The organism is Coprococcus sp. TM115-187, assembly GCF_027679115.1.
In the GTDB taxonomy this organism is placed as follows: domain Bacteria; phylum Bacillota; class Clostridia; order Lachnospirales; family Lachnospiraceae; genus Allocoprococcus; species Allocoprococcus comes.
The window spans coordinates 39,826-65,475 of record NZ_JAQEKS010000005.1 but is presented as its reverse complement, the minus strand read 5'-3'; the positions used below and the strand labels follow the sequence as shown (position 1 = coordinate 65,475).

32 protein-coding genes and 4 pseudogenes are annotated in these 25,650 nt (G+C 37.9%); 33 read left to right on the top strand and 3 right to left on the bottom strand.

Annotated elements, in window-relative coordinates; all coding sequences use genetic code 11:
* Positions 1–110: 110 nt before the first annotated feature.
* The 11 genes and pseudogenes from PGW42_RS05375 to PGW42_RS05325 all read left to right on the top strand — a co-directional run bounded on the left by PGW42_RS05375 (position 111) and on the right by PGW42_RS05325 (position 9,502).
* The gene (locus PGW42_RS05375; RefSeq protein WP_173690791.1) at positions 111–254 is read left to right on the top strand and encodes a hypothetical protein; all 144 of its coding nucleotides are present in this window, start codon (positions 111–113) and stop codon (positions 252–254) included.
* Positions 255–377: 123 nt separating this feature from the next.
* On the top strand, positions 378–902 hold the full coding sequence (locus PGW42_RS05370) for a flavodoxin family protein (RefSeq protein WP_270203726.1): 525 nt from the start codon (positions 378–380) through the stop codon (positions 900–902).
* A gap of 238 nt (positions 903–1,140) precedes the next feature.
* A pseudogene (locus PGW42_RS05365) lies at positions 1,141–1,362 on the top strand (cardiolipin synthase); the annotation flags it as partial.
* Between the two features lie 197 nt (positions 1,363–1,559).
* Entirely contained in the window at positions 1,560–2,993 is a 1,434-nt protein-coding gene (locus PGW42_RS05360) for a phospholipase D family protein (RefSeq protein ID WP_270204058.1), read from the top strand.
* Positions 2,972–3,682 (top strand): response regulator transcription factor, encoded by a 711-nt coding sequence (locus PGW42_RS05355; RefSeq protein WP_044024695.1) that lies wholly within the window; start codon positions 2,972–2,974, stop codon positions 3,680–3,682. The genes PGW42_RS05360 and PGW42_RS05355 overlap by 22 nt, the downstream gene beginning before the upstream one ends.
* The gene (locus PGW42_RS05350) at positions 3,682–4,725 is read left to right on the top strand and encodes a sensor histidine kinase (protein WP_117558428.1); all 1,044 of its coding nucleotides are present in this window, start codon (positions 3,682–3,684) and stop codon (positions 4,723–4,725) included. Before PGW42_RS05355 ends, PGW42_RS05350 begins: the two co-directional genes overlap by 1 nt.
* A 33-nt stretch (positions 4,726–4,758) precedes the next feature.
* Entirely contained in the window at positions 4,759–5,823 is a 1,065-nt protein-coding gene (locus tag PGW42_RS05345) for an FUSC family protein (RefSeq protein WP_117558430.1), read from the top strand.
* Positions 5,813–6,385, top strand: coding sequence for a CDP-alcohol phosphatidyltransferase family protein (locus PGW42_RS05340; RefSeq protein WP_117834787.1), 573 nt, complete (start codon positions 5,813–5,815; stop codon positions 6,383–6,385). Before PGW42_RS05345 ends, PGW42_RS05340 begins: the two co-directional genes overlap by 11 nt.
* Positions 6,386–6,822: 437 nt before the next feature.
* Positions 6,823–8,340, top strand: coding sequence for a hypothetical protein (locus PGW42_RS05335; protein ID WP_117824752.1), 1,518 nt, complete (start codon positions 6,823–6,825; stop codon positions 8,338–8,340).
* A gap of 507 nt (positions 8,341–8,847) precedes the next feature.
* Entirely contained in the window at positions 8,848–9,063 is a 216-nt protein-coding gene (locus PGW42_RS05330) for a hypothetical protein (RefSeq protein ID WP_055248899.1), read from the top strand.
* A gap of 22 nt (positions 9,064–9,085) precedes the next feature.
* Positions 9,086–9,502 carry a hypothetical protein gene (locus PGW42_RS05325; RefSeq protein WP_008369083.1) on the top strand — a complete coding sequence of 139 codons (417 nt, stop codon included), beginning with the start codon at positions 9,086–9,088 and terminating at the stop codon, positions 9,500–9,502.
* A 50-nt stretch (positions 9,503–9,552) separates the two neighbouring features.
* On the opposite strand, the gene PGW42_RS05320 is transcribed toward PGW42_RS05325, so the two are convergent.
* Positions 9,553–10,068 (bottom strand): helix-turn-helix domain-containing protein, encoded by a 516-nt coding sequence (locus PGW42_RS05320; protein WP_044998574.1) that lies wholly within the window; start codon positions 10,066–10,068, stop codon positions 9,553–9,555.
* Between the two features lie 155 nt (positions 10,069–10,223).
* Here PGW42_RS05320 and PGW42_RS05315 point away from each other — a divergent pair, with 155 nt between their 5' ends.
* The 12 genes and pseudogenes from PGW42_RS05315 to PGW42_RS05260 all read left to right on the top strand — a co-directional run bounded on the left by PGW42_RS05315 (position 10,224) and on the right by PGW42_RS05260 (position 17,388).
* Positions 10,224–10,364, top strand: a complete 141-nt coding sequence (locus PGW42_RS05315) for a hypothetical protein (RefSeq protein WP_181974551.1) — start codon at positions 10,224–10,226, stop codon at positions 10,362–10,364.
* Between the two features lie 13 nt (positions 10,365–10,377).
* The gene (locus tag PGW42_RS05310) at positions 10,378–10,920 is read left to right on the top strand and encodes a hypothetical protein (protein ID WP_117558437.1); all 543 of its coding nucleotides are present in this window, start codon (positions 10,378–10,380) and stop codon (positions 10,918–10,920) included.
* Positions 10,921–10,927: 7 nt separating this feature from the next.
* Positions 10,928–11,209: pseudogene (locus PGW42_RS16245) on the top strand (zinc-ribbon domain-containing protein); the annotation flags it as partial.
* Positions 11,210–11,317: 108 nt separating this feature from the next.
* Complete coding sequence (locus PGW42_RS05300; RefSeq protein WP_270203433.1) at positions 11,318–11,830, top strand: HD domain-containing protein; 513 nt, start codon at positions 11,318–11,320, stop codon at positions 11,828–11,830.
* A gap of 28 nt (positions 11,831–11,858) precedes the next feature.
* Positions 11,859–12,131 (top strand): hypothetical protein, encoded by a 273-nt coding sequence (locus PGW42_RS05295; protein ID WP_270203434.1) that lies wholly within the window; start codon positions 11,859–11,861, stop codon positions 12,129–12,131.
* Positions 12,132–12,175: 44 nt separating this feature from the next.
* Positions 12,176–13,042 carry a TrmH family RNA methyltransferase gene (locus tag PGW42_RS05290; RefSeq protein ID WP_008369093.1) on the top strand — a complete coding sequence of 289 codons (867 nt, stop codon included), beginning with the start codon at positions 12,176–12,178 and terminating at the stop codon, positions 13,040–13,042.
* A 482-nt stretch (positions 13,043–13,524) separates the two neighbouring features.
* Entirely contained in the window at positions 13,525–14,307 is a 783-nt protein-coding gene (locus PGW42_RS05285; protein ID WP_044998575.1) for a ZIP family metal transporter, read from the top strand.
* 19 nt (positions 14,308–14,326) lie between these two features.
* The gene (locus PGW42_RS05280; RefSeq protein WP_270235124.1) at positions 14,327–15,238 is read left to right on the top strand and encodes a ketopantoate reductase family protein; all 912 of its coding nucleotides are present in this window, start codon (positions 14,327–14,329) and stop codon (positions 15,236–15,238) included.
* Between the two features lie 14 nt (positions 15,239–15,252).
* Positions 15,253–15,921 carry a class I SAM-dependent methyltransferase gene (locus PGW42_RS05275; RefSeq protein WP_270203436.1) on the top strand — a complete coding sequence of 223 codons (669 nt, stop codon included), beginning with the start codon at positions 15,253–15,255 and terminating at the stop codon, positions 15,919–15,921.
* Positions 15,911–16,612, top strand: a complete 702-nt coding sequence (locus tag PGW42_RS05270; RefSeq protein ID WP_015527132.1) for a transglutaminase-like domain-containing protein — start codon at positions 15,911–15,913, stop codon at positions 16,610–16,612. Before PGW42_RS05275 ends, PGW42_RS05270 begins: the two co-directional genes overlap by 11 nt.
* Before the next feature lie 27 nt (positions 16,613–16,639).
* Positions 16,640–16,687, top strand: a pseudogene (locus tag PGW42_RS16240) (class I SAM-dependent methyltransferase); the annotation flags it as partial.
* Between the two features lie 2 nt (positions 16,688–16,689).
* A complete protein-coding gene (locus PGW42_RS05260; protein WP_270203437.1) occupies positions 16,690–17,388 on the top strand; it encodes a cytidylate kinase-like family protein in 699 nt (232 codons plus the stop codon).
* A gap of 108 nt (positions 17,389–17,496) precedes the next feature.
* Here PGW42_RS05260 and PGW42_RS05255 read toward each other — a convergent pair whose 3' ends face one another.
* Complete coding sequence (locus tag PGW42_RS05255) at positions 17,497–18,447, bottom strand: helix-turn-helix domain-containing protein (RefSeq protein WP_270203438.1); 951 nt, start codon at positions 18,445–18,447, stop codon at positions 17,497–17,499.
* A gap of 214 nt (positions 18,448–18,661) precedes the next feature.
* Between PGW42_RS05255 and PGW42_RS05250 the strand changes: the two genes are divergently transcribed.
* The 5 genes and pseudogenes from PGW42_RS05250 to PGW42_RS05230 all read left to right on the top strand — a co-directional run.
* Positions 18,662–19,405 carry a TraX family protein gene (locus PGW42_RS05250; RefSeq protein ID WP_008369111.1) on the top strand — a complete coding sequence of 248 codons (744 nt, stop codon included), beginning with the start codon at positions 18,662–18,664 and terminating at the stop codon, positions 19,403–19,405.
* Positions 19,406–19,460: 55 nt separating this feature from the next.
* The gene (locus tag PGW42_RS05245; RefSeq protein WP_270203439.1) at positions 19,461–20,495 is read left to right on the top strand and encodes an alcohol dehydrogenase; all 1,035 of its coding nucleotides are present in this window, start codon (positions 19,461–19,463) and stop codon (positions 20,493–20,495) included.
* A gap of 98 nt (positions 20,496–20,593) precedes the next feature.
* Positions 20,594–20,740: a hypothetical protein gene (locus tag PGW42_RS05240; protein WP_270203440.1), complete on the top strand. Its 147-nt coding sequence runs from the start codon at positions 20,594–20,596 to the stop codon at positions 20,738–20,740.
* Between the two features lie 76 nt (positions 20,741–20,816).
* Positions 20,817–21,695: a LysR family transcriptional regulator gene (locus PGW42_RS05235; RefSeq protein WP_055214918.1), complete on the top strand. Its 879-nt coding sequence runs from the start codon at positions 20,817–20,819 to the stop codon at positions 21,693–21,695.
* Positions 21,696–21,821: 126 nt separating this feature from the next.
* A pseudogene (locus PGW42_RS05230) lies at positions 21,822–22,073 on the top strand (flavodoxin); the annotation flags it as partial.
* A 328-nt stretch (positions 22,074–22,401) separates the two neighbouring features.
* Here PGW42_RS05230 and PGW42_RS05225 read toward each other — a convergent pair.
* Positions 22,402–22,638 carry a helix-turn-helix domain-containing protein gene (locus PGW42_RS05225; protein WP_005341369.1) on the bottom strand — a complete coding sequence of 79 codons (237 nt, stop codon included), beginning with the start codon at positions 22,636–22,638 and terminating at the stop codon, positions 22,402–22,404.
* A gap of 225 nt (positions 22,639–22,863) precedes the next feature.
* Between PGW42_RS05225 and PGW42_RS05220 the strand changes: the two genes are divergently transcribed.
* From PGW42_RS05220 to PGW42_RS05200, 5 genes are all read left to right on the top strand, one after another.
* Positions 22,864–23,160, top strand: a complete 297-nt coding sequence (locus tag PGW42_RS05220) for a hypothetical protein (RefSeq protein ID WP_227084812.1) — start codon at positions 22,864–22,866, stop codon at positions 23,158–23,160.
* 40 nt (positions 23,161–23,200) lie between these two features.
* Positions 23,201–23,533, top strand: coding sequence for a DUF5720 family protein (locus tag PGW42_RS05215; protein ID WP_005341391.1), 333 nt, complete (start codon positions 23,201–23,203; stop codon positions 23,531–23,533).
* A gap of 187 nt (positions 23,534–23,720) precedes the next feature.
* The gene (locus tag PGW42_RS05210; protein ID WP_044912250.1) at positions 23,721–24,629 is read left to right on the top strand and encodes a ParM/StbA family protein; all 909 of its coding nucleotides are present in this window, start codon (positions 23,721–23,723) and stop codon (positions 24,627–24,629) included.
* Complete coding sequence (locus tag PGW42_RS05205; protein WP_006426993.1) at positions 24,626–24,916, top strand: hypothetical protein; 291 nt, start codon at positions 24,626–24,628, stop codon at positions 24,914–24,916. Before PGW42_RS05210 ends, PGW42_RS05205 begins: the two co-directional genes overlap by 4 nt.
* A 154-nt stretch (positions 24,917–25,070) precedes the next feature.
* Positions 25,071–25,622, top strand: a complete 552-nt coding sequence (locus PGW42_RS05200; protein ID WP_007884604.1) for a hypothetical protein — start codon at positions 25,071–25,073, stop codon at positions 25,620–25,622.
* Positions 25,623–25,650: the final 28 nt, after the last annotated feature.

Below are 25,650 nucleotides of genomic sequence, written 5' to 3'. Positions count from 1 at the left end.
GGAGGCATACAGAATTATGATAGCTGATAAAATTAAAAATGCTCGTACTATTCTTTATTACATAACTATCATTATAGTTGTTCTCAAGTGTGGAGAAACGTGAAAAGCAGATGAAGATGGATTCAGCGGTGGATGATATACGCAGAAGATTTGGATTTTACAGTATCCAGAGAGGGCTCATGTACCGGGACAGGATTCTGTCGGCAGTCAATGCAAAAGAAGAACACACAGTACAGTTGTTACGGACACACTGATCACGGGAAAGAAACGGGTGCGGATTTATTATTAAGTGCTTTTGAGATATTGATAAAATATGTGAAGAAAAATAAGCAGATAAATGGATTTAATATAAAAATCGGAAGTTGGAGGATACAAGCATGAAAATTGTAATCATTAATGGAAGTGCCAGAAAAGGAAACACGCTGACAGCAATCAATGCATTTATAAAAGGAGCATCAGAAAAGAATGAAATTGAAATCATTGAACCTGACAAACTCAACATTGCACCATGCAAGGGATGTGGTGTCTGTCAATGCTCTAAGGGATGCGTCGATAAGGATGATACAAATCCTACAATTGATAAAATTGTTGCCGCAGATATGATTCTTTTTGCTACACCAGTTTATTGGTGGGGAATGTCAGCACAATTGAAACTTATCATTGATAAGTGCTACTGCCGTGGATTGCAGTTAAAAAATAAAAAAGTTGGCACGATTGTTGTAGGCGGTTCTCCCATAGACAGTATCCAGTATGAGCTGATTGATAAGCAGTTTGACTGTATGGCAAAATATCTTTCATGGGATATGCTTTTCAAAAAATCATATTACGCAACAGCCAGAGATGAACTTGAAAAAAACAAGGATTCCATGAACGAACTTGAGGGGATCGGAAAAAATTTATAAAGCACGTTCCAAATTCCAGTTTGCCAACTTGCCCTTTGAGAGAGGAGAAATCCTTTTCTCAAAGGGCTTTTTCTATTTATACAGATATTCGCAAACTACAAGATAAAGCTAAAACTTCATATACTCTAATCACAGAGGAAGTGGAGGTTTTGATATGAGTAACAGTTTAGCAGAAGTACACCCGGAGCTTGTTTCGGAGTGGTCGGAGAGAAATTATCCGTTACTTCCAACTCAGGTTATGGCAACTTGTGGAACAATTAATCTGGATTATCGAAGTTTATATCACCATTTTGAAAACGGCTGTTTTATGGCAGATTGTCAGGCAGTTGTGGAAATAAAAAATGATCTGATAAGAACGATGGGAGAATGTCGTGATGTGACAGACCAATATCAAACCGGACGAAGTGCATATTTGCGACTGGGACAATTATTTATGAGATTATTTGCTGGATTGCTATAAGAATCTGATGAAACGACCTTTCAAAAAACAGTTGATTTAGAAGTTGACTGTTTTTGAAAGGCCGTTTTTGCTATATCTAACAGTCTGTTGTACAAAGAAGATTTTGCATTGATGAAAAAACAAACCTTGTTGAGGTTAAATTGAGATTGACTTTGTATTGTATAAGTATGAAATAAAAAGGAATCAGGTGATGTACAATGAAAAAGTATAAAATATGTAAAATCCTTCTTGTTATGCTGGCAATTTTTTTATGTGTGGCTTTTTATGAATTGCTCGGAATCTGCGTTGCATATAAAAAGCAGCCGGAAGTGTCCAATACAACCAAAAAAGAAACAAAAAATGGGTCATGGAACGAATGCAGTGAAAATACAGAACGGGCAGTAATCATAGAAAAGAATCCAGAAGCGCTTTTACAAAGAGTGCGTTTGATCAAGAATGCAAAAAAGGAAATTATTCTTTCTACTTTTGCATTTCAATCCGATGAAAGTGGAAAATTGATTTTAGGAGCACTGCATGATGCGGCAGACAGAGGTGTACATATTCGTCTGTTAGTAGATGGAATGGAGAGCTGGATTGATATGGAAGGAAATCCGTATTTCTATGGATTATCTTCCCATGAGAATGTTGAAATTAAACTGTATAATAAGGCCAATCCGTTGAAACCGTGGAAAATGATGGGTAGAATGCATGATAAATATTTGATTGCAGATGGAAAGAGATATATTCTTGGGGGAAGAAATACATACAATTATTTCCTGGGTGATTTTCCGGGACATAAGAACTATGACAGAGACGTGTTAGTGGTTTGCGATGAACCTGAGAAAGAAAATTCAGTTAACCAGTTGTCAGAGTATTTTGAAACGATATGGGAACAAGAAGACAGTGGTTATTTTCATGACAATAAAAAACTGGCAAATAGAAAATCTGTAAAGAACGCAGTTTTAGAGCTGCAGAACGGCTATCAGAAATATTTTGAAGAGAATAAGGAAAGAATCTGCGATACCGATTACACGGACGAAACTTTTGAGACAGAAAAGATTGCATTAGTGTCAAATCCTATCCACACAGGTTCCAAGGAACCAGTAGTCTGGTATCAACTGGGAAAACTAATGAAAAATGCAAAAGAGCGCGTGAAAATTCATACACCATATATTATTTGCAATGATATGATGTATAATACATGGAAAGAGATTGCGGAGAGAGTTCCGGATTTTTCTATCATGACCAATTCGGTTGCCAACAATGGAAATCCGTTTGGTTCTGCTGATTATGCGAGAAACAGAAACAGAATTTTAAATACAGAAATTGATATCTGGGAGTATGAAGGCGGCTATTCTTACCACGGAAAAAGCATCCTGATTGATGATGATCTATCCGTAATCGGTTCCTTTAACATGGATATGAGAAGCACGTATCTGGATACGGAACTGATGCTTGTAATACGTAGCAAAGAGATTAATAAACAGTTGGAAGAAGGCATGATGGAATATGAAAGAGTGTCCCGACAGGTATTGGAAGATGGAACCTATCGTGATCCGTATCATGTAGAGCCAATTGAATTGACAAAGAAGCGTCAGAGAAACGTACTTTTGGTACAGCATCTGCTTGGATGGGCAAGGTATCTGTTTTAATAAGGAGGAAGGAAAACGTGTTTCAAATATTGATTGTAGAAGATGATAAAGAATTAAGCCAGCTATTCCAAAAAGTGCTTGAGAAGAATGGATATCAGGTCAAAAGTGCATCGGATGGAGCACTGGCATTAGAAATATTGGATAAAGAGTATATTGATCTGATCATTTCCGATATTATGATGCCGGTTATGGATGGTTATGAACTGGTGTCGGAACTCCGTTCAGCAGGATATCAGATACCGGTACTTATGATCACTGCGAAAGGTTCCTTTGATGATATGCGCCAGGGATTTCTTTCGGGAAGTGACGATTATATGGTAAAACCGGTAAATGTGAATGAAATGGTTTTAAGAGTTGGAGCACTGCTTCGCCGTGCACAGATACTGAATGAACACAAAATTGTGATCGGTTCAACAGAGTTTGATTATGATGCAATGACGGTTACAACTGATAAGGAAAGTCTTGTTTTGCCTAAAAAAGAATTCCTGCTTTTATATAAGCTTGCAGCTTCGCCAGGCAGAACATTTACAAAACAACAGTTGATGGATGAAGTATGGGGATACGAGACGGAGGCAGACCCACATACGATAGAGGTACATATAGGAAGAATCAGAGAGCGTTTTAAAGATAACCCTGATTTTGAAATCGTAACAATGCGTGGAATTGGATACAAGGTGGTGAAAAAATAATGGAACAAAAGAAAGAAAAAGGATTGCGGATCCGATCCTGTCTGACTGGTGCAATCTGGCTGGCACTTGTATTTTCAACAGTCATATCTGCTTTATTATTTGCTTTTTTGAATCATTATTTTAATCTGCCGGGCAGCATATCTGTGCTTGGCTGGCTTTTGATTTTCAATACATTGATTGCAGGGCTGATCACTTCCTTTATCAATGCAAAGTTACTGGAACCAATTACCAGACTTAGTAAAGCAATGAAGGAAGTTTCTCAGGGAGATTTTGAACAGCATTTGGAAACGAACAGCCGTATAGCAGAAGTTGGAGAATCTTATCAAAGTTTTAACGTTATGACAAAAGAACTTCGTGCAACAGAGGTGCTGCAGATGGATTTTGTATCTAATGTTTCTCATGAGTTTAAGACCCCGATTAATGCCATTGAAGGATATACAATGCTGCTTCAGGGAGAAGAACTGTCTCCGGATCAAGAGGAATATGTAGAAAAAATCTTATTTAACACCCAAAGACTTTCCGGATTGGTTGGTAATATTTTGCTGTTATCCAAGTTAGAGAATCAGAATATACCAATGAAAAAAACAGAATATCGTCTGGATGAACAGATCCGCCAGGCATTTCTTTCATTGGAAACAAAATGGACAGAAAAAGAAATTGGTTTTCAGGTAGAATTGGAGGAAGTTAAATATACTGGGAATGAAGGACTTTTTATGCATATCTGGATAAATCTTTTGGATAATGCGATTAAGTTCAGCCCTTCAAAGGGGACAATTATGATGTTTCTGAAACAAGAACAGGATTCTGTTAAGTTCATTCTGGAAGATGAAGGACCAGGAATAGAGGATGATGTAAAATCCAGAATATTTGACAAGTTCTATCAGGTAGATGGATCTCATAAAGCAGAAGGAAATGGCCTAGGTCTTGCACTTGTAAAACGGATTGTAGATAGTGCCGGAGGAACAATCAAAGCAGAAAACCGTGAATATGGTGGATGCAGATTTGTTATAGAGCTGCCAAAGCAGAAAGATGAGATTATATAGTTTTAAGATAAATTAGAAGATGGGAGAATTTATATGACATTTTATCAGGAGTTGCAGTTAAATCAGGCAGGTTCTAAAAACCTGTTGAAAAAGAGTGAAACACTAAAAGAAAAATTATATCATATGTGGGTATATCTGGTGAAGATAGCTGTTACATTGGCATTTTGTTTTTTCTTTGTTAGTATTTTCAGCATCCTATTTGGAAATGAGAACAGCATTGTAGGTGTAGTAGTCTTATTATGTCTCATGGTGTTTAGAAATGCGGATCTGGGGATCCACACCGGACAATCTACGATGCTTTTGGCTTTGTTCTTTGTAATTATGACTGTATGTCCGCATTTAGCAAATCAGTTTTCACCGGTATTGGGAATGCTGTTAAATATTGCGGCACTGGCTGTGTTGATTCTGTTCGGATGCCATAATCCATTCATGTTTAATCAATCTACATTGGTTCTTGGGTATCTGCTGCTATATGGTTATGATGTTACGGGAAAAAGCTATCAGATGCGATTAGTCGGAATGGCTTTAGGTGCAGCACTTACCTGCTTCGTATTTTATCGAAATCATAAAAACAGAACTTATAAAAGAAATCTGAAAGATCTGATACAAGAATTTGATATCACTTCTTCCAGAACAAAATGGCAGATATGTCAGATTTTATGCGTACCGATTGTCCTTTGCATTGCAGAACTTTGTAATATGCCACGTGCAATGTGGGCTGGTATTGCGGCCATGTCCGCGATTTTGCCGTTTATGGAAGATATGCACTACAGAGTCCGTAAAAGAATTGTCGGAAATATTGCAGGTGTTATATGTTTTACAGTATTATATTTTCTGCTTCCTTCGTCAATCTATGCATATATAGGAATTCTTGGTGGAATCGGTGTAGGACTTTCAGCACAATATGGCTGGCAGGCAGTATTTAACACATTTGGTGCTTTAGCCATTGCTGCAGAGACTTATGGACTACAAGGAGCGGTTAGTCTTAGAGTGATTCAAAATGTTTTTGGTGTTGTGTTTGCTTTAGCATTTTGTGTTATATTTTATTGGTTTATGTCTAAAAAAAAGGAAAGTGAGGTGACCGTACATGCAGAGTGAAGTGAATCAGGAAGAAAATTTGAATAGAATTATTACGGTTCCTAATCTTCTTTCTTTTTTTCGGCTTTGTCTGATTCCGGTAATTATATGGAGTTATTGTGTAAAGAAAAATCCTCTGTTAGCTGGTGAAATCTTATTGCTGTCTGGTCTTACGGATCTTGCTGATGGATATATCGCAAGAAGATTCCATAGGATTAGTAATTTAGGAAAAATACTTGATCCGGTGGCTGATAAGCTGACACAGGCAGCGATGTTAATCTGTCTGTTTACTCGTTTTCCGCATGTGTTTCTTTTAATCGTAATAATGGCAGGTAAGGAGCTGTATATGGTAGTCAGTGGATGTCTTGTGATACGAAAGACAGGAAAAGTACATGGTGCAGACTGGCATGGAAAGATAGTAACCTTTTTATTATATGGAACTGCAGCGGTGCATATTATATGGTTCCACATTACACCGATGGTATCAGATCTGTTGATTGGTTTGTGCGCTATAATGATGGTCATATCGGTCGCTCTGTATATTATCCAGAATACCAGGACTCTTAAGGGAGAGACTGTATAAGCAATTTTATATTGCAATGACTAGAAAAATATTTAGGAGAAGATAGATATAAACAGTAAGTCAAACACACAAACTATTTGAACATTTGACTGCAACAATGGATATATTTTAAGAAGAGCTTATGAACACTTTCATCTGACAACAGAAATAACTAAATGACATCAAATTGACAACAGATATGATTTGACAATGATTCATCATGTACGGTGATGAAGAGAAGACAATTTAATAGAAGCCAGATTATTTGTATGAGAGGTCTAGAATATACAATATCAGGATTTGGAAAATTTCTTATTGTGATAGCAGTAAGTATTCTGGGAATTCCTTTATATAGAAAAATATAATAAAGGAAGTCAAAAAATAATGTTTTGGTGTACAGAACAGGATTTTTTGATTTTAGAAAGAAACACTTATCAAATTAGAATGCAGGCGTGTAAATGAGAAAATACATAACAAAAGCAAGTGAAAGAATAGGGGTAGAGAGTACATCCAGGGATGGAAAGAGGGCACAAGTTGTAAGTTATAGTACTTGTGAAAATTTTATAATCAGATTTTGTGATGGGAAAGAAATGAAGTTAAAAAATTGGAGATACTTTATTGAGGGAAACTTCAACTATGAAAAACATTTTAAAGCTCCAAGAAATAGAGAAGAGCGAATTGGCGAGAAAAAGGTAATGAATAATGGATTGACTGCTGAGGTTATTGAATACAGGGGGAGTCATGATATGGATATTTTGTTTGAAGATGGCGGAAAAAGAACGGGAGTATCCTGGCGGGATTTTTGTATCGGTAGTATTGCACATCCTACAATTTCTGGAGGAAATGTATCACAAAATGAATTGGTATTAAGATTTTATTTAGAGTCATTGGGGTTTGTTCGAATTCCACAACGTTCAAAGCGTTCTGACAGAGTTGGTTTAGAAGGGAAAGAGCTTGATTTATATAATGATAAGCTGAAAATAGCGATTGAGTATGATGGTGAATATTCTCATACTAAAAATAAAGATGATGAAGGAAAGAATAAAATAGTTGAAAAGTTGGGAATAAAACTTTATCGTTTTAGAGAACCGGGATGTTCTGGTGTTAGTGGAAGAAACTATATTTTAGAGGATAGTAGATTTATGTCAGCTTCATTGGAATGTTGCCTGAAAAGCTTTGTCAGAGATGTTCTCAAAAAGGATGATAAGTTTATAAACTTTGAGAAAGATAAACGTACAATAAAGGAATATGTATCAAATAATAAACGTGCAACGATTCATTTATATGAAAAGAAAAAAATGAATAATGGTATGGTTGCAGAAATCATTAAAATGTCTAGTTGTCGAAATATCACTGTACAGTTCGAGGATGGAGAAATTGTATATCATAAATGTTATCAAAGTTTTGTTAAAGGAAATATTTCACATCCCAAAGATACAAGTCTGGCAAAAAAGAATCAAAGATTAAATTTACGAAAACAAATGAAGAACGGGATGATGGCAGAAGTGATTGAATATAATTTGAGTAATGATATCAAAGTGAAGTTTGATAATGGAGAAATAGTAAAAACAAGATGGGAAAGATTTAGTACAGGTAGTGTAGCAGTGCCTTCCTGTTATGCAAGAAATCATATAGGGGATAAAAAAATTCAAAACAGAGGTAATGAGGAGGCGGAGATTATTGAAGTAAAAGATGCAAATCATATCACCGTTAAATTTAAAGATGGCACTATTGTGAAAGATAGAAAATATGAGGATTTTATTCACGGAGCTATAGGTAAACCTGGGATTCCGCAACTGAGGCGTACTTTGAAAAATGAACGGTTATGGACAGAGAAGATAATGAGAAATGGAATGAAAGCTAAAATAGTTAGATATGGTTCTGCAAATGATATTGATATTAAGTTTTCAAATGGAACAATAGTTATGCATAAAACATATGCAAATTTCTGCTCTGGAAGTGTGGCATGTAAATAATGAGGAAAACAATTCGCAAATGTGCTCACTTGAGTCAGGAAGTGCTGATGAGAATATAGAAACAATGAAAGCGTATATGTGTAAGCAACGAGGAATGCACCTTGGTTCGAAGATTTCCAGAGAAGAAATTACAAAAAAAGTAAATCAGAGCAAATATGAAAAATACTGCTATATAACCAATAGGCTTAGCAGGGAATAATTCCCTCTGGGTCTTTTTTAATATTCCTCGAAAATTGAGAATTACATATATTCAATTCTTTGTATTAGGTATATATTTTGAAAAGTTGTCCGGTTATACTGAAAATATCAAAAGGCAGAACTGTTAGAATGAGGTGAGCAGATGGATACGGCACAGAGAATAAGGTTAATTCGGATAATTGAAAAAATAGAGAAGAACCCAGAATTCAGTAGTAAAATCGGTGTGAGAAATACATCTGAGTTTATATCAAGTAAACAATCAAAAAAATGAATGATTCAAATCATAACAGGAGTCAGAAGGAGTAGAATATGTTATCGTTACTATTTACTATATGCATGATCTGGTTTATTGGAAAATTTTTTATATTTGGTGTAAAAGCATCCTGGGGAATCTTAAAGTTGCTCTGTACAGTTGTATTTTTTCCGGTGATTTTGATAGGAATGGTTGTTGGTGGACTGATTTATATTGCATTTCCATTGTTGATCATCGGCGGAATCATTGCACTTATATCATCTAACTCATAAAAATACGAGGAGGGAAGAAATTATGGGATATGATATAGAAAAAGAGAAACGAGAAGCGATTGAAGCAGGACAACGAGCGTTAAGTAGTCTTCGGACAGCAAAAGAAAACCTGAACAGTGCAAAAAATTGGGGACTGGTGGATATGTTTGGCGGTGGATTCTTTTCTACGATGTTGAAACACTCCAAGATGGATCAGGCCAGACAAAATATGGAACAGGCGAAATATGATCTTCGTAATTTCAGTAGGGAATTAAATGATGTGAACATGGCTTGTAATCTGAACATCAATACTGGAGATTTCTTATCCTTTGCAGATTATTTTTTTGATGGATTTGTTGTGGATTGGATGGTGCAGGATCGAATCAATAATGCCAGACATCAGGTGGAAGAAGCTATCCGCAGAACGGAATACATCATAAACCAGTTACAGTATATGTAAAGGAAAGAGGCAGTGGACCATAAATAGGTTCGCTGCCTTGTTTTTCATACTTATTTCTGTTTCTTTTTTTCTTCTCTGAGCAATTCGATGTTTAGTCCCTGCTCTCCGGCCGTTTTATCAACCCAGAGATTCAGGGAATCTATTGCCAGAGAAATTTCATCCAGTTTGTTACTGATAAAAGCAAAATCCTTGATCTCATCATCGCTGATCTTACCGTCACGGGCAATCTGGATCAGACGTGTGGTAAGAGGATTAATCTCATTCAGACTGGCAATGGTTTCCAGGATTATATTGGACAAATCAGAAACTTCGACCTCCGGGACATAACGATGACCGATTTCGCATTTATGAGAGCAGTAATAATTGCAGAGATCCGGGCGCTTGTAAGCATCAGCCATCTGGATGATATCGTAAGGTGTGGGTTCCTGCATTTCATATTCAAACTTTTCAATTTTAGAATCAGAAACAGCAGTCATTTTTTCACTGGCTTCTGATCTGGTGAGACCGGCTTTTTCCCGGCAAATCTGATAAATTGTCTTATTTTCTCTCGTAGATTGTTTCCCCATGAGAATAACCTCCCTGTATATCGCAAAACATGAGGATTATCGGGTGGTAAGTCCACATGCCGTACGTGTATTTCCTTTATGAATTTCATTATACTTGAAGCATAAAAAAACAACAAGCGCATTGTTGATACGGAATTATGAAAGGAAGAAAAAACATGAGGAAAACTAGAAGTGATTGTAGAGTAGGAACATTTGAAAAGAAGCATGGTCTTCCACCGGGGACTATTAGAAACAAAAATGGAAGAGATACCAGAAGTGACAAAAAAATTGGCACCATTCGCAAAGAAGCAAAGTAGGAGGAACATAATCATGGAAAAGAAAATAAGAAAAAGATATCATTCAGAAGAAGCTGTAAAAAAAGCGTTAAAAATTGAATCGTTTCGAAATTTAACAAAGGATAAAGTGATGGAGTTTACATCTATGATTCCATATATGGAAAAGGAAGTGGCGCTTGAAATAATAAAGCAGTTCCCAGTATATGTAGAGTTTGTGGAATCAGCAATAGAAAATTATACACAGTTATGCAAAACAATTTTAGAAACAAATAAAGAAGAATATGAACAAGCAGTTCATGCACATCAGTATGTTCTTGAGACCTTCGCAAATCAGCTGGAACAAGAAAACTTAACAGAGGAGGAAAGAAGGGACTTTTCTGAAAAAATGATTGAAGAAGCTGATAAAATAACGGAATTATATTTACAGCAGCAGAAATTTCATGAGCGAGTATTAAAGACGATTGGGGGAGTTGTAACATTAGCTTTGGGAGTGACAGTAACAATGTTAGGCTTAAAAGCAATTGGCAGTGATGAAGATTTACCTCAACTAGATGATGAGAATCAGAATGTTGCATAATAGCTTTACGGTCTTTGCCAATCGTAAGGCTTGGTGGAAATGTAAGGATTGTGTCAGAGAGTGGAACACCCTTATTTCTACCCGTTCCGGTGGGAGTAAATGCCTGTATTGCAGTGGGTACATATTCCTGAAAGAGTTTAATGATTTGCTGACAACAACGGCAGTGTTCTTCATCAAATATTTAAGGACGCTTGGGTTCTATGCAACCAATGATATTTTTGCAGAAAATGCGTGGTATTTCAGAAATGCACTTGTCCGTGCAAATTATACGAACTTGCAAAAAGGTATGGGTGCACTCCAGCAGGTGCAAGACTAGAATACAAAAAATAGATTTGCGAATGAAAAGTGTGCTATAGTTATAAAAGATAAATCAGAAGAAGTCAGGAGGAAGAATGCAATGAAAGACGAAAAATCTAAAATAACAGCAGTTGCCATTGAAAAAATGATTGATTTTTATCAGGGGAATTTGAGAGATATCGAACATTTCCTGAAAGTATGGGCGTATGCAAAGACGATAGGGGAGCAGGAAAGTGTGGATGAAAACACCCAGGGAATTCTTGAACTTGCAGCTGTGGTGCATGATATATCCTGTCCGCTTTGCCGTGAAAAATATGGAAACACAAATGGTAAAAATCAGGAACTTGAAAGTGAACCGCTGGTAAAGCAGTTTTTTGAAGGAATGCCTGTATCAGAACAGAAAGTGGAGCGCATTATCTGGCTGGTCACACATCATCATACATACACCAATATAGATGGGATAGATTATCAGATTTTAATAGAGGCAGATTTTCTTGTAAATGCAAGTGAGAGTAATTTTTCAAAAGTGTCGATTGAAAATGCGAAATCCCGTATTTTTAAGACGGCAGCGGGATGCAGATTGTTGGAATCAATATTTTTAAGAGAAGAATAATAAAAAGCATTATATTGGAGAATAATTTATGGCACAATCAAAACAGAATGAACTATACAAAGCACTGCAACAGAAAGGCTATCCGGACAGCCTTTGCAGGGAAATTGCTTATAAACAGATGAACACAGATTATACAGCAACAAGAATGCTCGGCTATCTGTACCGCATATCAGATCCGCGACCGGAAGATGTGGTGGATGAGATGCTGGCAATTCTAAGCGATCGGAATGCAATTATCCAGAAAAAAGAATTGGAACATGCGCAGGCAACGATCAATAAGGTGTATCGCGAAGGTCTGTAAAAGGTGATCAGATTAAATATACGGATGAAAACAGGGGAAAAGAAATGCTGAACGTAATAGAAATCAAAGACTTTAATGCGCCGGAATTGGATATTTATGCCAGGTACACAGAAGCACGGCTTCTGAATAAAGATCACCCAGAAGAGGGAATGTTCATTGCGGAAAGTCCGAAGGTGATCGGCAGAGCATTGGATGCGGGTTATGAGCCACTGTCTGTTCTTGTTGAAAAGAAGCAGATGGAAGAGAATGAAGAAACAAGTCAGATTATGAACAGATTTGATGATACGAAAGTATCGATTTTTACAGCGGATTTTGAGGTGCTGACTAAATTGACAGGCTTCAAACTGACCAGAGGAATGCTTTGCGCAATGAGACGGAAACCGCTTCGAAAATTTCAGGATCTGTGTGATGGGATAAACAGAATCGCGATTCTTGAAAATGTGCAGAATCCGACAAATGTAGGAGCAATTTTCCGGTCTGCAGCGGCTCTTAATATGGAGGCGGTACTTCTGAGTCCGGGATGCAGTGATCCGCTTTACAGACGGGCTTCCAGGGTGAGTATGGGAACCGTATTTCAGATTCCGTGGACATTTATCCGGGATAGCAATGAAATGCGGTGCAAGCGGGAAGTAATCTGGCCAAAACAGGCGATTGCAGAATTGAAAAAGCTTGGCTATAAGACGGCAGCACTTGCGTTGACTGATGATTCGGTCAGCATCGATGATTCGGAACTGATGAAGGAAGAAAAGTTGGCAGTTATTCTTGGAAATGAAGGTGAAGGACTGGAAAACGAGACAATAGCGCTATGTGATTATACGGTTAAAATTCCGATGACACATGGCGTTGATTCGCTGAATGTGGCAGCGGCGAGTGCGGTGGCATTCTGGCAGCTTGGGAAAATAATTCTGTAATGGTAACCGTATTGTATCAGATGACACGAAGGAGGAAAGAAATTTGACAGAACGTTTTCAGAAGATTGATGCAGCAATCGTAGAGTCGAATGCAAAAACGTAGAATTTACACCTTTGGAAGATATGATATTTTTACAGTACTGCTGTCAGAAGGAGATACAACCATAACATTATTGTGTGAAAGAGTAAATTCCACCGCCCAGTTTTGTAAATTGTTGAAAGAAATATATTGTTATATGATTACGTAAGTGATATACTTAAGCATAAGAAAACCGTGTAAAATTACAGTTTGCTTTTTACACGGTTTTCTTTATACTAGACGGTTAGTTAAAACTAACACGATGAAAGTATGAAAGATTATAGAATAACATATATTAGGTATTAGGCAATATAATCAATAAGCTATAGAACTAATACTATACCGCTGAAGATAATTATTTTTGCCAATGAATTTTTTCGAGCATATATGGAAGGAAAATATAATGCGAATAAATATTTTTGAAGGTATACTGATTCCGTTTGTTGGAACAACGCTAGGTGCAGCATGCGTGTTTTTTATGAGAAAAACACTTAGCAAGTTACTGCAACGTGCACTTGCAGGGTTTGCAGCAGGTATAATGGTTGCGGCTTCAATCTGGAGTCTTCTGATTCCGGCAATTAAACAATCTGAGAATATGGGAACTTTATCGTTTGTTCCTGCAGTTGCTGGGTTCTGGATTGGTATATTGTTTTTACTCGCACTTGATCATTTGATTCCGCATCTTCATGTTGGAAGTGATCAGGCAGAGGGACCGAAAAGCAAACTTGGCCGTACTACGATGATGGTGTTGGCAGTTACATTACATAACATCCCTGAAGGTATGGCAGTTGGTGTAATGTATGCTGGATTTCTTGCTGAAAATGCACAGATTACAGCAACAAGTGCACTTGCTTTATCACTTGGAATTGCTATCCAGAATTTTCCAGAAGGAGCGATTATATCCATGCCGCTTAGGGCAGAGGGTGAAAGTAAGAGAAAGGCATTTCTGGGAGGTGTACTTTCAGGAGTCGTTGAACCGATTGGAGCAGTAATGACGATTCTTGTCGCACAGCTGGTAATCCCGGCATTACCATATTTACTCAGCTTTGCAGCAGGAGCCATGTTATATGTCGTGGTTGAAGAACTAATTCCGGAAATGTCTCAGGGACAGAACTCGAATATCGGTACGCTTTTCTTTGCACTTGGATTTAGTTTGATGATGATCTTGGATGTGGCACTGGGGTAAGAGGAGAGGAATGATTCTTATGAGAATATTGATTTATGGTGCTGGTGTGATCGGCTCCTTGTATGCAGCTTTATTTGCAGAAGCCGGTTATGATACAAGTATTTATGCCAGAGGAAAAAGATTTGAGGCTTTAAGAAATAATGGATTGCTATATAAGAAAAATCAGGAGGTAATAAAGGCAGAAATTAGGATTCTTGGAGAACTACCAAACGATGATATTTATGATTTTGTCTTGCTTACTGTCCGGGAAAACCAGCTGTATGAAGCACTTACTGAATTGAAAAATAATAAAAGTAATACGATTGTTACAATGATAAATTCACTGGACAGTTACAATAAATGGGAAGACATTGTCGGAAAAGGAAGAATATTACCGGCTTTTCCAGGAGCAGGCGGAAGTATAAATGATGATGGTATCCTTGATGCAGCACTCACTCCAAGGTTGATTCAGCCGACAACATTTGCAGAAATATCAGGAAATAAATCCGAAAGAACTAAGCAGTTTTCAGAGATATTGAGGCATGCTCATATACCATACCAGAAAGTAACGGATATGCATCTATGGCAGCTTTGTCATCTTGCTATGGTGGTACCGATTGCGGATGCGTATTATGAATCAGACGATCCGGAGAAAGTGGAAAAAGAATGGAAAATTATGAGGAAAACAGCGGAAAGGCTGAAAAGAAATTTTAACTTTTTGCGAAAACAAAAGGGTAAACTGTCACCATGGAAAATGAATATTTTTCGCTTTTTGCCATTGTCATTTCTGACGATTATGCTGGCAGTTACATTTGGAAGTAGTTTTGGAGATAAATTTATGTATCAACATGCTATGAAGGCACCAGATGAAATGAGGGAATTGCATAAGCAGTTTTATGCTTATATGAAAAGAATGAAGAAATGCGGATGCAAGGCGAAAAAGGCACAGTGATTGGAGAAAAAAGCATGAAAAATGAAGAATATAAAAAATTGTCAATTAAAGAATTTACAAAAGCAGCAGGAAGATATGAAAGTAGCCATGCTGGTATTTACGAAATGTGCAAGAAGGATTATCCGGATATTCTGGAAGAATTAGAGAAGGAGCCATTTAGAGATTTATTGGATGCAGGCTGCGGACCTGCTCCGATGATTTCTTTATTAGCAGAAAAATATCCAGACCGACATTATACAGGACTGGATCTGACTCCTGCCATGATTGAACAGGCAAAAAAGAAAAATATTTCAAATGCAACATTTGTTGTAGGAGACTGTGAGAACTTTCCTTTTGAAAAGGATTCATTTGATGCAATTATTTGTTCTATGAGCTTCCATCATTATCCGGATCCACAGGCATTTTTTGACAGTGTGAAAAGATGTCTTCGCCCAAATGGAAGATTGATATTGAGAGATGTGATCAGTGACAATAAAGTATTGGTATGGCTAATGAATACATTGGAAATGCCGTTGGCAAATATATGCGGACATGGAGATGTCCAAGTGCCAACAAGAGATGTGGTCATAAAATGTTGCAAAAAAGCAGGATTAAAAGTAGAAAAATTTGAAATTCGTAAAGGTATGCGAATGCATTGTGTTGTGAGAAAACCTATGGGAAAGGCGATAGGAAATGAAAGATAAGTATCTTAGGGAAACACGAATGGTTGATTTTTCTAATCCGGCAATTCAAAAACTTATTCAAAATATGAAATGGAAGGAAATGGGTGAATTTGAAAGGATTAAGGCAATCTACAACTATGTAAGAGATGATGTTTTATTTGGATATAATATTGATGACGGAATTTCAGCTTCAAAAGTACTTGCAGATGGTTATGGACAATGTAATACAAAAGGAACTTTATTTATGGCACTTTTACGTGCCTGCAATATTCCATGCAGAGTACATGGTTTTACGATTGATAAAAGATTGCAGAAAGGGGCTATGACCGGGTTTGTTTACCGTAATGCTCCAAAAAGTATTTTCCATAGCTGGGTAGAAATTAATTTCGAAAATCAGTGGTACGAACTGGAAGCTTTCATTTTGGATAAAACCTACATAAAGAAGTTACAGGAACAAAATTCGGAATGTACAGGTGCATTTTGCGGTTATGGAGTAGCAGTCAAGGATTTCAGAAACCTCATTATTGAGTTTGATAGGAACAATACTTATATTCAGAGCGAGGGAATCAATCAGGATTTTGGTGTTTATGATTGTCCAGATGAACTATTGAAGGAACATCATCAAGAAATTTCAGCCTTTAAAGCATTTGCTTATAGACATATTGGAAGACACCTCATGAATCGTAATGTCAGAAAGATCAGAGAACGATAGTTTTAAGCTTTTAGATACGTTGTCCGTATGAATGGTTTTCATGCATTTCCGGACAAGCAAAAAGCATTTCATGAAATATGGCGTGTTTTGAAACCGGGCGGCAATTTCATTGCCTGCTTTTATATCAGGGGAAAATCGCAACGGACAGTCTGGCTGGTATAAGAGAAGGTACTGTTATTGCTGCCCTTCTGGTAGGCTTTATCGCGAGACTCATCGGTAAGAAACTTGCATTCCTGAAAGATATGATTTTCCCGGAAAGCGTATCTGCAGAAAACAAGAACGAAGCAAAAGAACAGACAGCAGGGACCACCGGATACACACCGGAATTCGTTAAGAAAAACGAGGAGATCATGACAAACAGCCTTCTTTATGATCTGGTCAATCAGATGTATCTGAATACAGACAGACAGGATGAAGCGCCGAAGGATAAAATTTTCGAGGCAGAATGCCAGGTTGTACGCAATCTTGCGAAAAAAGGCAATTGCGTGATAGTAGGCCGTTGTGCAGATTACGTTCTCAGAAATTCCGGAAACTGTTTGAAAGTATTTTTTTCAGCACCTCTTGTGAGCAGAATTAGAAGAGTGGCACAGAGACAGAATATCTCTGAGGGAGAAGCCAAAGCTACGGTTCAGAAAAATGAAAAACTGCGTGCAGATAACTATCGCTATTACATCCGACGTATGTGGGATGCAGCCGGAAACTTTGATCTCAGCCTGAATACAGATTTTGGAGAAGAATTTATTGAGAACTGCATCCGCAGTGCTATGAAACTGTAAAAATACAGAAAGCCTTATAATATTTGTTGTCAATGATATAGACCCTTAAGGAATCGTCAATCTAAAAATTGGTCCTATGTCAATCTAAACCCTCAAAAAGACATCCCCTCAAAAACTTTGATTACCCCCAAATTGGAAGGAAAGATAATATACATAATCATTTTCCACACCAACGATTCCTTTTTCCATTTCCGTGATAGGAATCCCTGACAGCCCGTCTTTTCCATAGATTAGAGCCATTAATCCCTGCTCAGAGTCTGAAGGGATAGCAGTCTTGCCTTCTATTGTCGAAGCTGAATGAATCTGAATCGGAATCTTCCCTTTTATCTGGCTTGCACTTCTGCCATAATATTCTCTGTTTTCTATATTTTCTAAAATAGGAAAATCCGTAGAATATTTTGCATAATCATCTGCTACAATTAATTTTACCTTAAAAGATTCAAAATCCGGCACAACAGCAATGACGCCTCTGGAAGGGGAATCGATTCCGTCATAGTCCAAATCAGCCACTTTACTTTTACTGATCAGTGTCCCAGACTGATATTCAGATACATAAATGGTGAGTGTTTTAAATTCATCTTTTGTAAAATAATGAAAAAGATATGCGCCGTCTGTTCCGGATAATAATTCTGCTGTTTTCATCTCAGTACTTGTCTGATCAACTGCGGTAATATAATTTTTTGGCTGTATCAGTTTGTGAAAGAATAAAGTGCCAAGGATCGCAGAGACAATTACTGCAAAAACAGTTACTACAGCAAGAATTGTTTTTAAATTTTTTTGTTTCTTTTTACTCTCTTTTGTAATCTGAATAAGATTGCTGTCTGATTTTTCAATTACATTTTCAGCACCGATATCTTCACCTGCAAAAAATTCATTAATGCTGATTCTAAGTATGCTGCACAATTCCATATAAATTGACACGTCCGGCAGGCATATGCCTCGTTCCCATTTAGAAACCGATTTGTCACTCATATTCAGTTTTTCTGCCAATTGCTTCTGCGTCAGTCCAAGAGCTTTTCTTTTTTCTGCAATATATTTTCCGATTTTGATTAAATCCATATAATCCACTCCCTTCTGTTTAATCTAAGCATAATAGAAATTATAAGAAATGAACACCCCTTATGAGTAGAATGTGTTGAGTATTTGAGTTTTGGCTGAATTAGTGATAGATTAGGACGCAAGAGTTGATTGACGTTGGATAATGCTCCATAATATAATGAAAAGAAAAGAGTAAAAGGCAGATATCTATGCCTGGATAGATGGAGAAGAACCTATGGAGAAAAAAAGAGGAATTGATTCGTTTACACTACATATTCTGGCAATGCTGTTTATGTTATGTGATCATTTGTGGGCGACACTATTTCCAGCACAGGAATGGATGACATGCGTAGGAAGACTTGCTTTTCCGATTTTCGCATTTATGATCGCAGAAGGATGCTATTATACTTCGAATGTGAAAAAATACATGCTACGTCTTTTTCTATTTGCCATAATTTCAGAAATACCATTTAACCTGATTATGGGAAGTTCTGTATTTTACCCGTTTCATCAAAATGTACTATGGACCTTTTTATTAGGGGTGTTATCGATACAGATCATTGAGAAGGCAAAGAAGAAACAAAAGAAATGGATATCGTTTTTTGTGGTTTGCCTCGTGCTTTTGATGGATTTTCTGCTTGGAACCATAACCATGGTAGATTACAATGCTGCAGGAATACTGACGGTATTGCTTTTTTATTTTTTTCGCAAGAAAACCTGGATTTCTTTTGCGGCACAGCTTGTCGGTCTGTATTATTTGAATGTAGTTATGCTGGGAAATCTGTATTATCCGGTAACGATTCTGGGACATCATTTTGAGATTGCACAGCAGAGCTTTGCACTGCTGGCACTGATTCCAATCTGGTTATATCATGGAGAGCAGGGGTACCATAGCAAGTGGTTCAAGTATTTCTGTTATGCGTTTTATCCGGTGCACCTTCTTATCTTGGTTGTTATTTGGCAATGGCGTATTCGGTAATAGATCAGCAGCGGAAATTCTGGATAAATTATTATAGAAAGTGATGGGGAAAAGAATGCAGACTTATACTTATGTTTCAAAAGGAAAATTTGAATTAATGGAAAAGCCAAAGCCTGTGCTGATGCATGAAAGAGATGCCATTGTAAAGGTGACACTTGCCAGCATTTGTTCCAGTGACCTACACATTAAGCATGGAAGCGTTCCACGGGCAGTGCCGGGGATTACAGTCGGTCATGAGATGGTTGGAATTGTGGAAGAAGTCGGAACTGCTGTGAAGAATGTGAAGCCAGGAGACCGGGTGACGGTAAATGTAGAAACTTTTTGTGGAGAATGTTTTTTCTGCAAGAAAGGTTATGTGAATAACTGTACCAATGAAAATGGCGGCTGGGCTCTTGGATGCCGTATCGATGGCGGTCAGGCAGAATATGTCCGTGTACCATTTGCAGATCAGGGGCTGAATAAGATTCCGGATAAAGTTACGGACAGACAGGCGTTATTTGTAGGAGATGTACTTGCCACCGGTTACTGGGCAGCACGTATTTCCGAGATCACTGAGGATGACACGGTGCTGATCATTGGAGCCGGTCCTACAGGTATCTGTACCTTACTGTCTGTTATGCTGAAAAATCCGAAGCGGATCATCATGTGTGAAAAAGACGAAAAGCGTATGCACTTTATCAGGGAACATTATCCGGAAGTTCTTACAGTTTCGCCGGAAGAATGTTTTGATTTTGTTCAGGCAAACAGCGAGCATGGTGGAGCGGATGTTGTTCTTGAAGTTGCAGGAGCAGAAGCTACTTTCCGTCTTGCATGGGAATGCGCAAGGCCAAATGCAATCGTGACGGTGGTGGCACTTTACGATAAAGCCCAGACGTTACCTCTGCCGGATATGTATGGAAAGAATCTGACTTTTAAAACAGGAGGAGTAGACGGTTGTGATTGTGAAGAAACGCTGAGACTGATCGCGGAAGGTAAGATCAACACGGAACCACTGATCACACACACCTATCCACTTAGCAGAATCGAAGAAGCCTATGAACTTTTTGAAAATAAGAGGAACGGCGTGATCAAGGTGGCGGTAGAATGTTAAATATAATAGAAATAAAAGATGCCACAGAGTAAGATTTTAATGAAAGCGGTTGAATTTGATATATCAGAAATAGAATGAAAATTCATGTAGAAGACTTGATGTTATATCATTCAGCACCGTCAAAGCTTTCGGAAGCAACGTTGTATTCACAGAACGCACCGATGAATCATGGAATGAACGATACAGCAAAGAAGCAGTATAATTTACTTCTTGATATAATTGATTTGTGTGCGATTTATTATTAAAGGTAAAGATATAGATGATGTCTGGGACGCAATATGATAGAATGGTTACAAGAAAAATTTGTAGGAATATAAAGATATGGAATTAAGATTATTACGCTATTTTTTAACAGTAGCAAAAGAACAGAGCTTTACAAAAGCAGCAGAACAATTGCATATTACCCAGCCAACGCTATCCAGACAAATGGCGGCATTTGAAGAGGACCTGGGAATAACATTATTTATTCGAAACGGGAAGAAAATATCGCTCACTGATGAAGGAATTTTATTAAAAAGGCGTGCCTTGGAGATTCTTAATCTTGAGGAAAGGACGCTTGAGGAACTGAAAGGAAAAGAAGAGGTTGTAGAGGGCACGATAACCATTGGATGCGGTGAATTTGCAGCAGTGGAGACATTGGCGAAGATATGTAAAACATATAAAGAAAAATATCCGCTGGTTCAGATTGTATTGCATACTGCAACAGCAGATGCAGTGTATGAGATGATGAACAAAGGACTTGTAGATATTGCATTATTCATGGAGCCGGTGGACACCGAAGGTCTGGATTATATCCGGATCACAGATTGCGATCACTGGTGTGTCGGAATGCGGCCGGATGATCCGCTGGCAGAAAAAGAGTTTATAAAAAAAGAAGATCTTATTGGAAAACCCTTGATCCTGCCGGAAAGAATGAACGTTCAAAGTGAACTTGCCAACTGGTTTGGGAAAGACTTTTCAAAATTACAGATTGCTTTTACGAGTAATCTTGGAACGAATGCCGGAGTTATGGCGGCAAATGGACTGGGGTATCCAATATCAATTGAGGGTGCTGCAAAGTATTGGCGAGAGGATATTCTTGTACAGCGAAGAATTTCTCCTGAAATCACGACCAGTACGGTGATTGCCTGGCGACGGAATATCCCATATTCTTTGGCAGTCCGTAAAATGATCGAGGAGATTAATGCTTTTCAGGCATAAAACAAAATTCAATATAAGCATTAGACATAATGAAGCGATAGAGCTTAAAATAGATGTGTAAGATGAATGTAAATCTTATACATCTATTTTTTTGTGAAAAATACGTATAGAAAGGGGCTTTTTATTATGAGTAAAAAATTAGTGGCATTTTTCAGTGCAAGCGGAACAACAAAAAAAGTAGCACAGATGATCGCAGAGGAAGCAAAAGCGGATTTGTTTGAGATTGAGCCGAAAGTTCCATATACAAAGCTTGATCTTGACTGGATGAATAAAAAATCCAGAAGCAGTGTGGAAATGGGTGATAAAAAATATAGACCGGCGATTATGAAAAAAGAGATGGATATGAGTTCTTATGACGAGATCCTTCTGGGATTCCCTAAAATGGAGTACAGTTTATAGTAGTGTATAGCGTGTACCAAGTTATAATTATGGGGTTGAAAATAACAGTATACACAGATAATGTGGAAAAATGTGTATGACGTTTATATAGAAAATAACATTGAAAAAGAAATTCAAGAATGGGTAAATTCATTAAATTTAAAATAGAATAATAATTACATGAGTGACAGAAGATAAGAATCTGAATTCCCTGTCACTTTTATATTATTTGATAAGAAAAAAGAACTGGTTTATATCCGATAAGAATATAGACTGGTTCTTATTTTTAATATGCTATTATATACACAGGGAGTCGGGGAATGTCGAACTATAGCAAGCCGGAAAAGAAAGCATTGATATCGGTATGAAAGAGTTTTGCAAGTGCAACTAATTCAGATGCCTTAATGTTCATGCGATTTGTTTCCAGTTTGGCATAGGTACTTTTGGTGATGGAGATACCCATAAGATTTAATTTTGCAACTACTTGGTCTTGAGTCATATTGTTTTTATATCGAATTGCTTGGATATTTTTACCAATATCCATATCTGGTCTAATCTTTTGCATAATGATGAACTCCCCTTATAAAATAAAAAGATTCGTAATACAGAAATATATATATTGATTCTAAAGAATTTAAATTTTATAATGTTTCGTAATAAGGAATTATTTTTAACAGGAAGAGGTAAAAGTATAATGGATGTGGAGATGGAAAAGAGAAAATTTTTAAATCTATGTGGCAAAAGAGATCGAGCATTATTGTCAGGTGAAAAAAGAATGACATTGGGGGATATGGAACGATTGACATATCTGACAGAATTTTTTGAACTGGAGAACTATGGAATCGCCTTATGGAAAGAATTTGGTGATGATGTAAAAGAGCCATTTGAAGCGATGATGAAAATGTTAGATGAGCCGGAGTGCATAGAAGATCGATGGCTTGATGACGAAGCAAAAGGGGAAAAGTGGTTGTTAGAATTTCAGGAACTGGCATTAACGGAAGAATACAGGGAATGGATTCGAAATTATATCGATAAAAAATATGAAGAAAGAGGATTACCATATCCGACAGGAGCAGACTTCGATTAAGAGGTCTGCTTTTTTCTGGTCTTTTGGGAGGTGATAAGAGGTGGAAGTAAGTATTTATGAACTCTTGGCGGCAGCAAGAGAATCGGCTAAATCTGATTATATAAAAGGGGACAGCATTTTGTGTGAGAAGAGATTTCATCCAGATACCCATTACATGGTAGAAATAGAACTGCTGAAAAATGATAACAAGCTGGGAAAAAAGGGCAATTATATACGGAAGTTTTTGACAGAACCGGAGTATCTTCCCATTTTACAAAAGCAGGAAAAACATCTCATAAAAATAAAAAGACAGGCAATTGTTCAAAAAGGAAACTTGCGATATATCCCTCCCCCGGACAGGCTGGACCGCCGCCGGGAGAGGGATCTTTTATAACCGGCTGGGAAGGAACAGTAGTGTTCCTCTGGCGATAGTGGTATAAAAAAACCAGATTTTCCGCAGGTTTTGGGACGCTGGAACATAGAAAAGTGTTCACGAATGGCACTTTTGCAACGATCCGTTGCAGCAGTGACAACATTTTTGACCTTACGTTAAACAGAAAAAATGAAAGGATGTGATTGCGATAATCATAGGAATTGATCATGGCTATTATGCCATTAAAACAAGACAAGTGTCTTTCCCAAGTGGAATTATTGGGTATGATTACGAGCCGTATACCATGCAGAATGTTCTGCAATATCAAGGAAAGTATTATGTCTGCGGTACGGGAAGACAGACGCTGGTAAAAAATAAAACGTCCAATGATAATTATTATCTGCTGACGTTGGCAGCCATTGCAGAAGAAATCAAGCATCGGAAAGCGGAACGAAAGACAGAGGTAATTCTGGCTGTTGGACTTCCGCTTTCAAGTTTTGGAAGAGAGAAACAGGGATTCAGGGAGTATCTGTTGCGGAAAGAGCAGCCAGTGCGATTTTTATATGAAAGTGAGTTATATGAGATAACAATAAAAGATGTGAAACTGTTCCCACAGGGATACTCTGCGCTTGCTCTGCATCCAGAGTATCTGAAGAATGAACCGTCTGTTCTGCTTGTTGATATTGGTGGCTGGACCGTTGACCTTATGAGGCTGGACAATGCTGTTCCGAATGCAGCAACGTGCAGAAGTCTGGAACTTGGAGTAATCCGATGTATTGATGAGACAGCAGAACAAGTGCGTAGAAATACCGGACTGTCTGTGACAGAAACTCAAATTGAGCGTGTGCTTCGGAGGGAATCTTGCAGTATGGCAGAGGAGGCCAGACGGATCATACAGGAAAACGGACGGAAATATATAGAAAGAATACTGTCTGCGGTGACAGAATCCGGGTTTGATCTCCGGGCAGTACCCACCGTATTTATGGGGGGAGGCTCCGCAATTTTAAAACGCCACGTGACCGCACAGGACGCGATTTGCCGCCCCGTTTTTATAGAGGACGTCCATGCCAACGCAACAGGGTATGAACGGATTGTAGAGCAGATGTGGACGAGATGACACGCCCGGTATATTCGTTCCGCCCGAACCTGAAAAATCCAGAACACCAGAGGGCATGGGAGAAATTTCAAAGTGTTCCAGAAGGGCAGAAAAGCCAGTATCTGGTTCAGGCAATTCTGGAAAAAGAGGATCGGAAATGGATGGAAGAAGTCATTCAAAAGACGATAAAAGAAAGTGTTCGGGAATTAGGAATATGTGGCACTACGGAACAATTGAAAACGAAACCATCATCGGAAGAAATACCAGATCAGATGATGGATTTTCTATCTCAAATGGAAAATTTGTAAAGGGGGTGAGGCCTATGATTGCACGATACATACATTGTTGGATCTGCTAGGGGTAAGGCAAGAAATGCATCGATATCTTTGGTGGGTATTGTGAATAGCTTTCCATGCGGCTTTGGAGTATGTTGTGTGTAGCAAAAGTGAAAGGAGAAAGGTTATGGCAGAGATGAAAAATATCTGCGGAAAGATCCCGATGGACTTACATGAGAAAGTAAGAGAAGAGATTGAACTCACAGAAAGCAGCACACAAAAATTTTTACAACAGGTCATTGAAGAACATTTCAACAGAGTGGAAGGAAAAGGAGAAATAAGCATGGGAGCAGTAAGAACAGTAGCAGTACAGGTATCAGAGGAATTATTCCAGAGATTAAAAGTAGTCATCGGAAAGAAACACATGAAACAGAAAGACTTCTTAATTCAGATTATAGAAGAAGCACTGGAAAAGGTAGAGGTCGAATGGCAAAGCAAAGAGCAGCCTGAAGAATCCGAACAGACAACTGGAGAATTGGGAACAGAAGAAACTCAACCGGAAGAAAGAACTGAGCCGGAAAGGGAAAGTGAACCAGAAGAGGAAGCCGAACCGGATGGAGAAAGTGAACCGAAAGAGGAAAACAAACCAGAAGGGGAAAGTGAACCGGAAGAGGAAACTGAACCAGAAGGAGAGACTGATCCGGAAGAATCCAAAGCAGAAGAACCAACAGAATGGTAACCAATTGATACAGAATAACGAAGGGCGG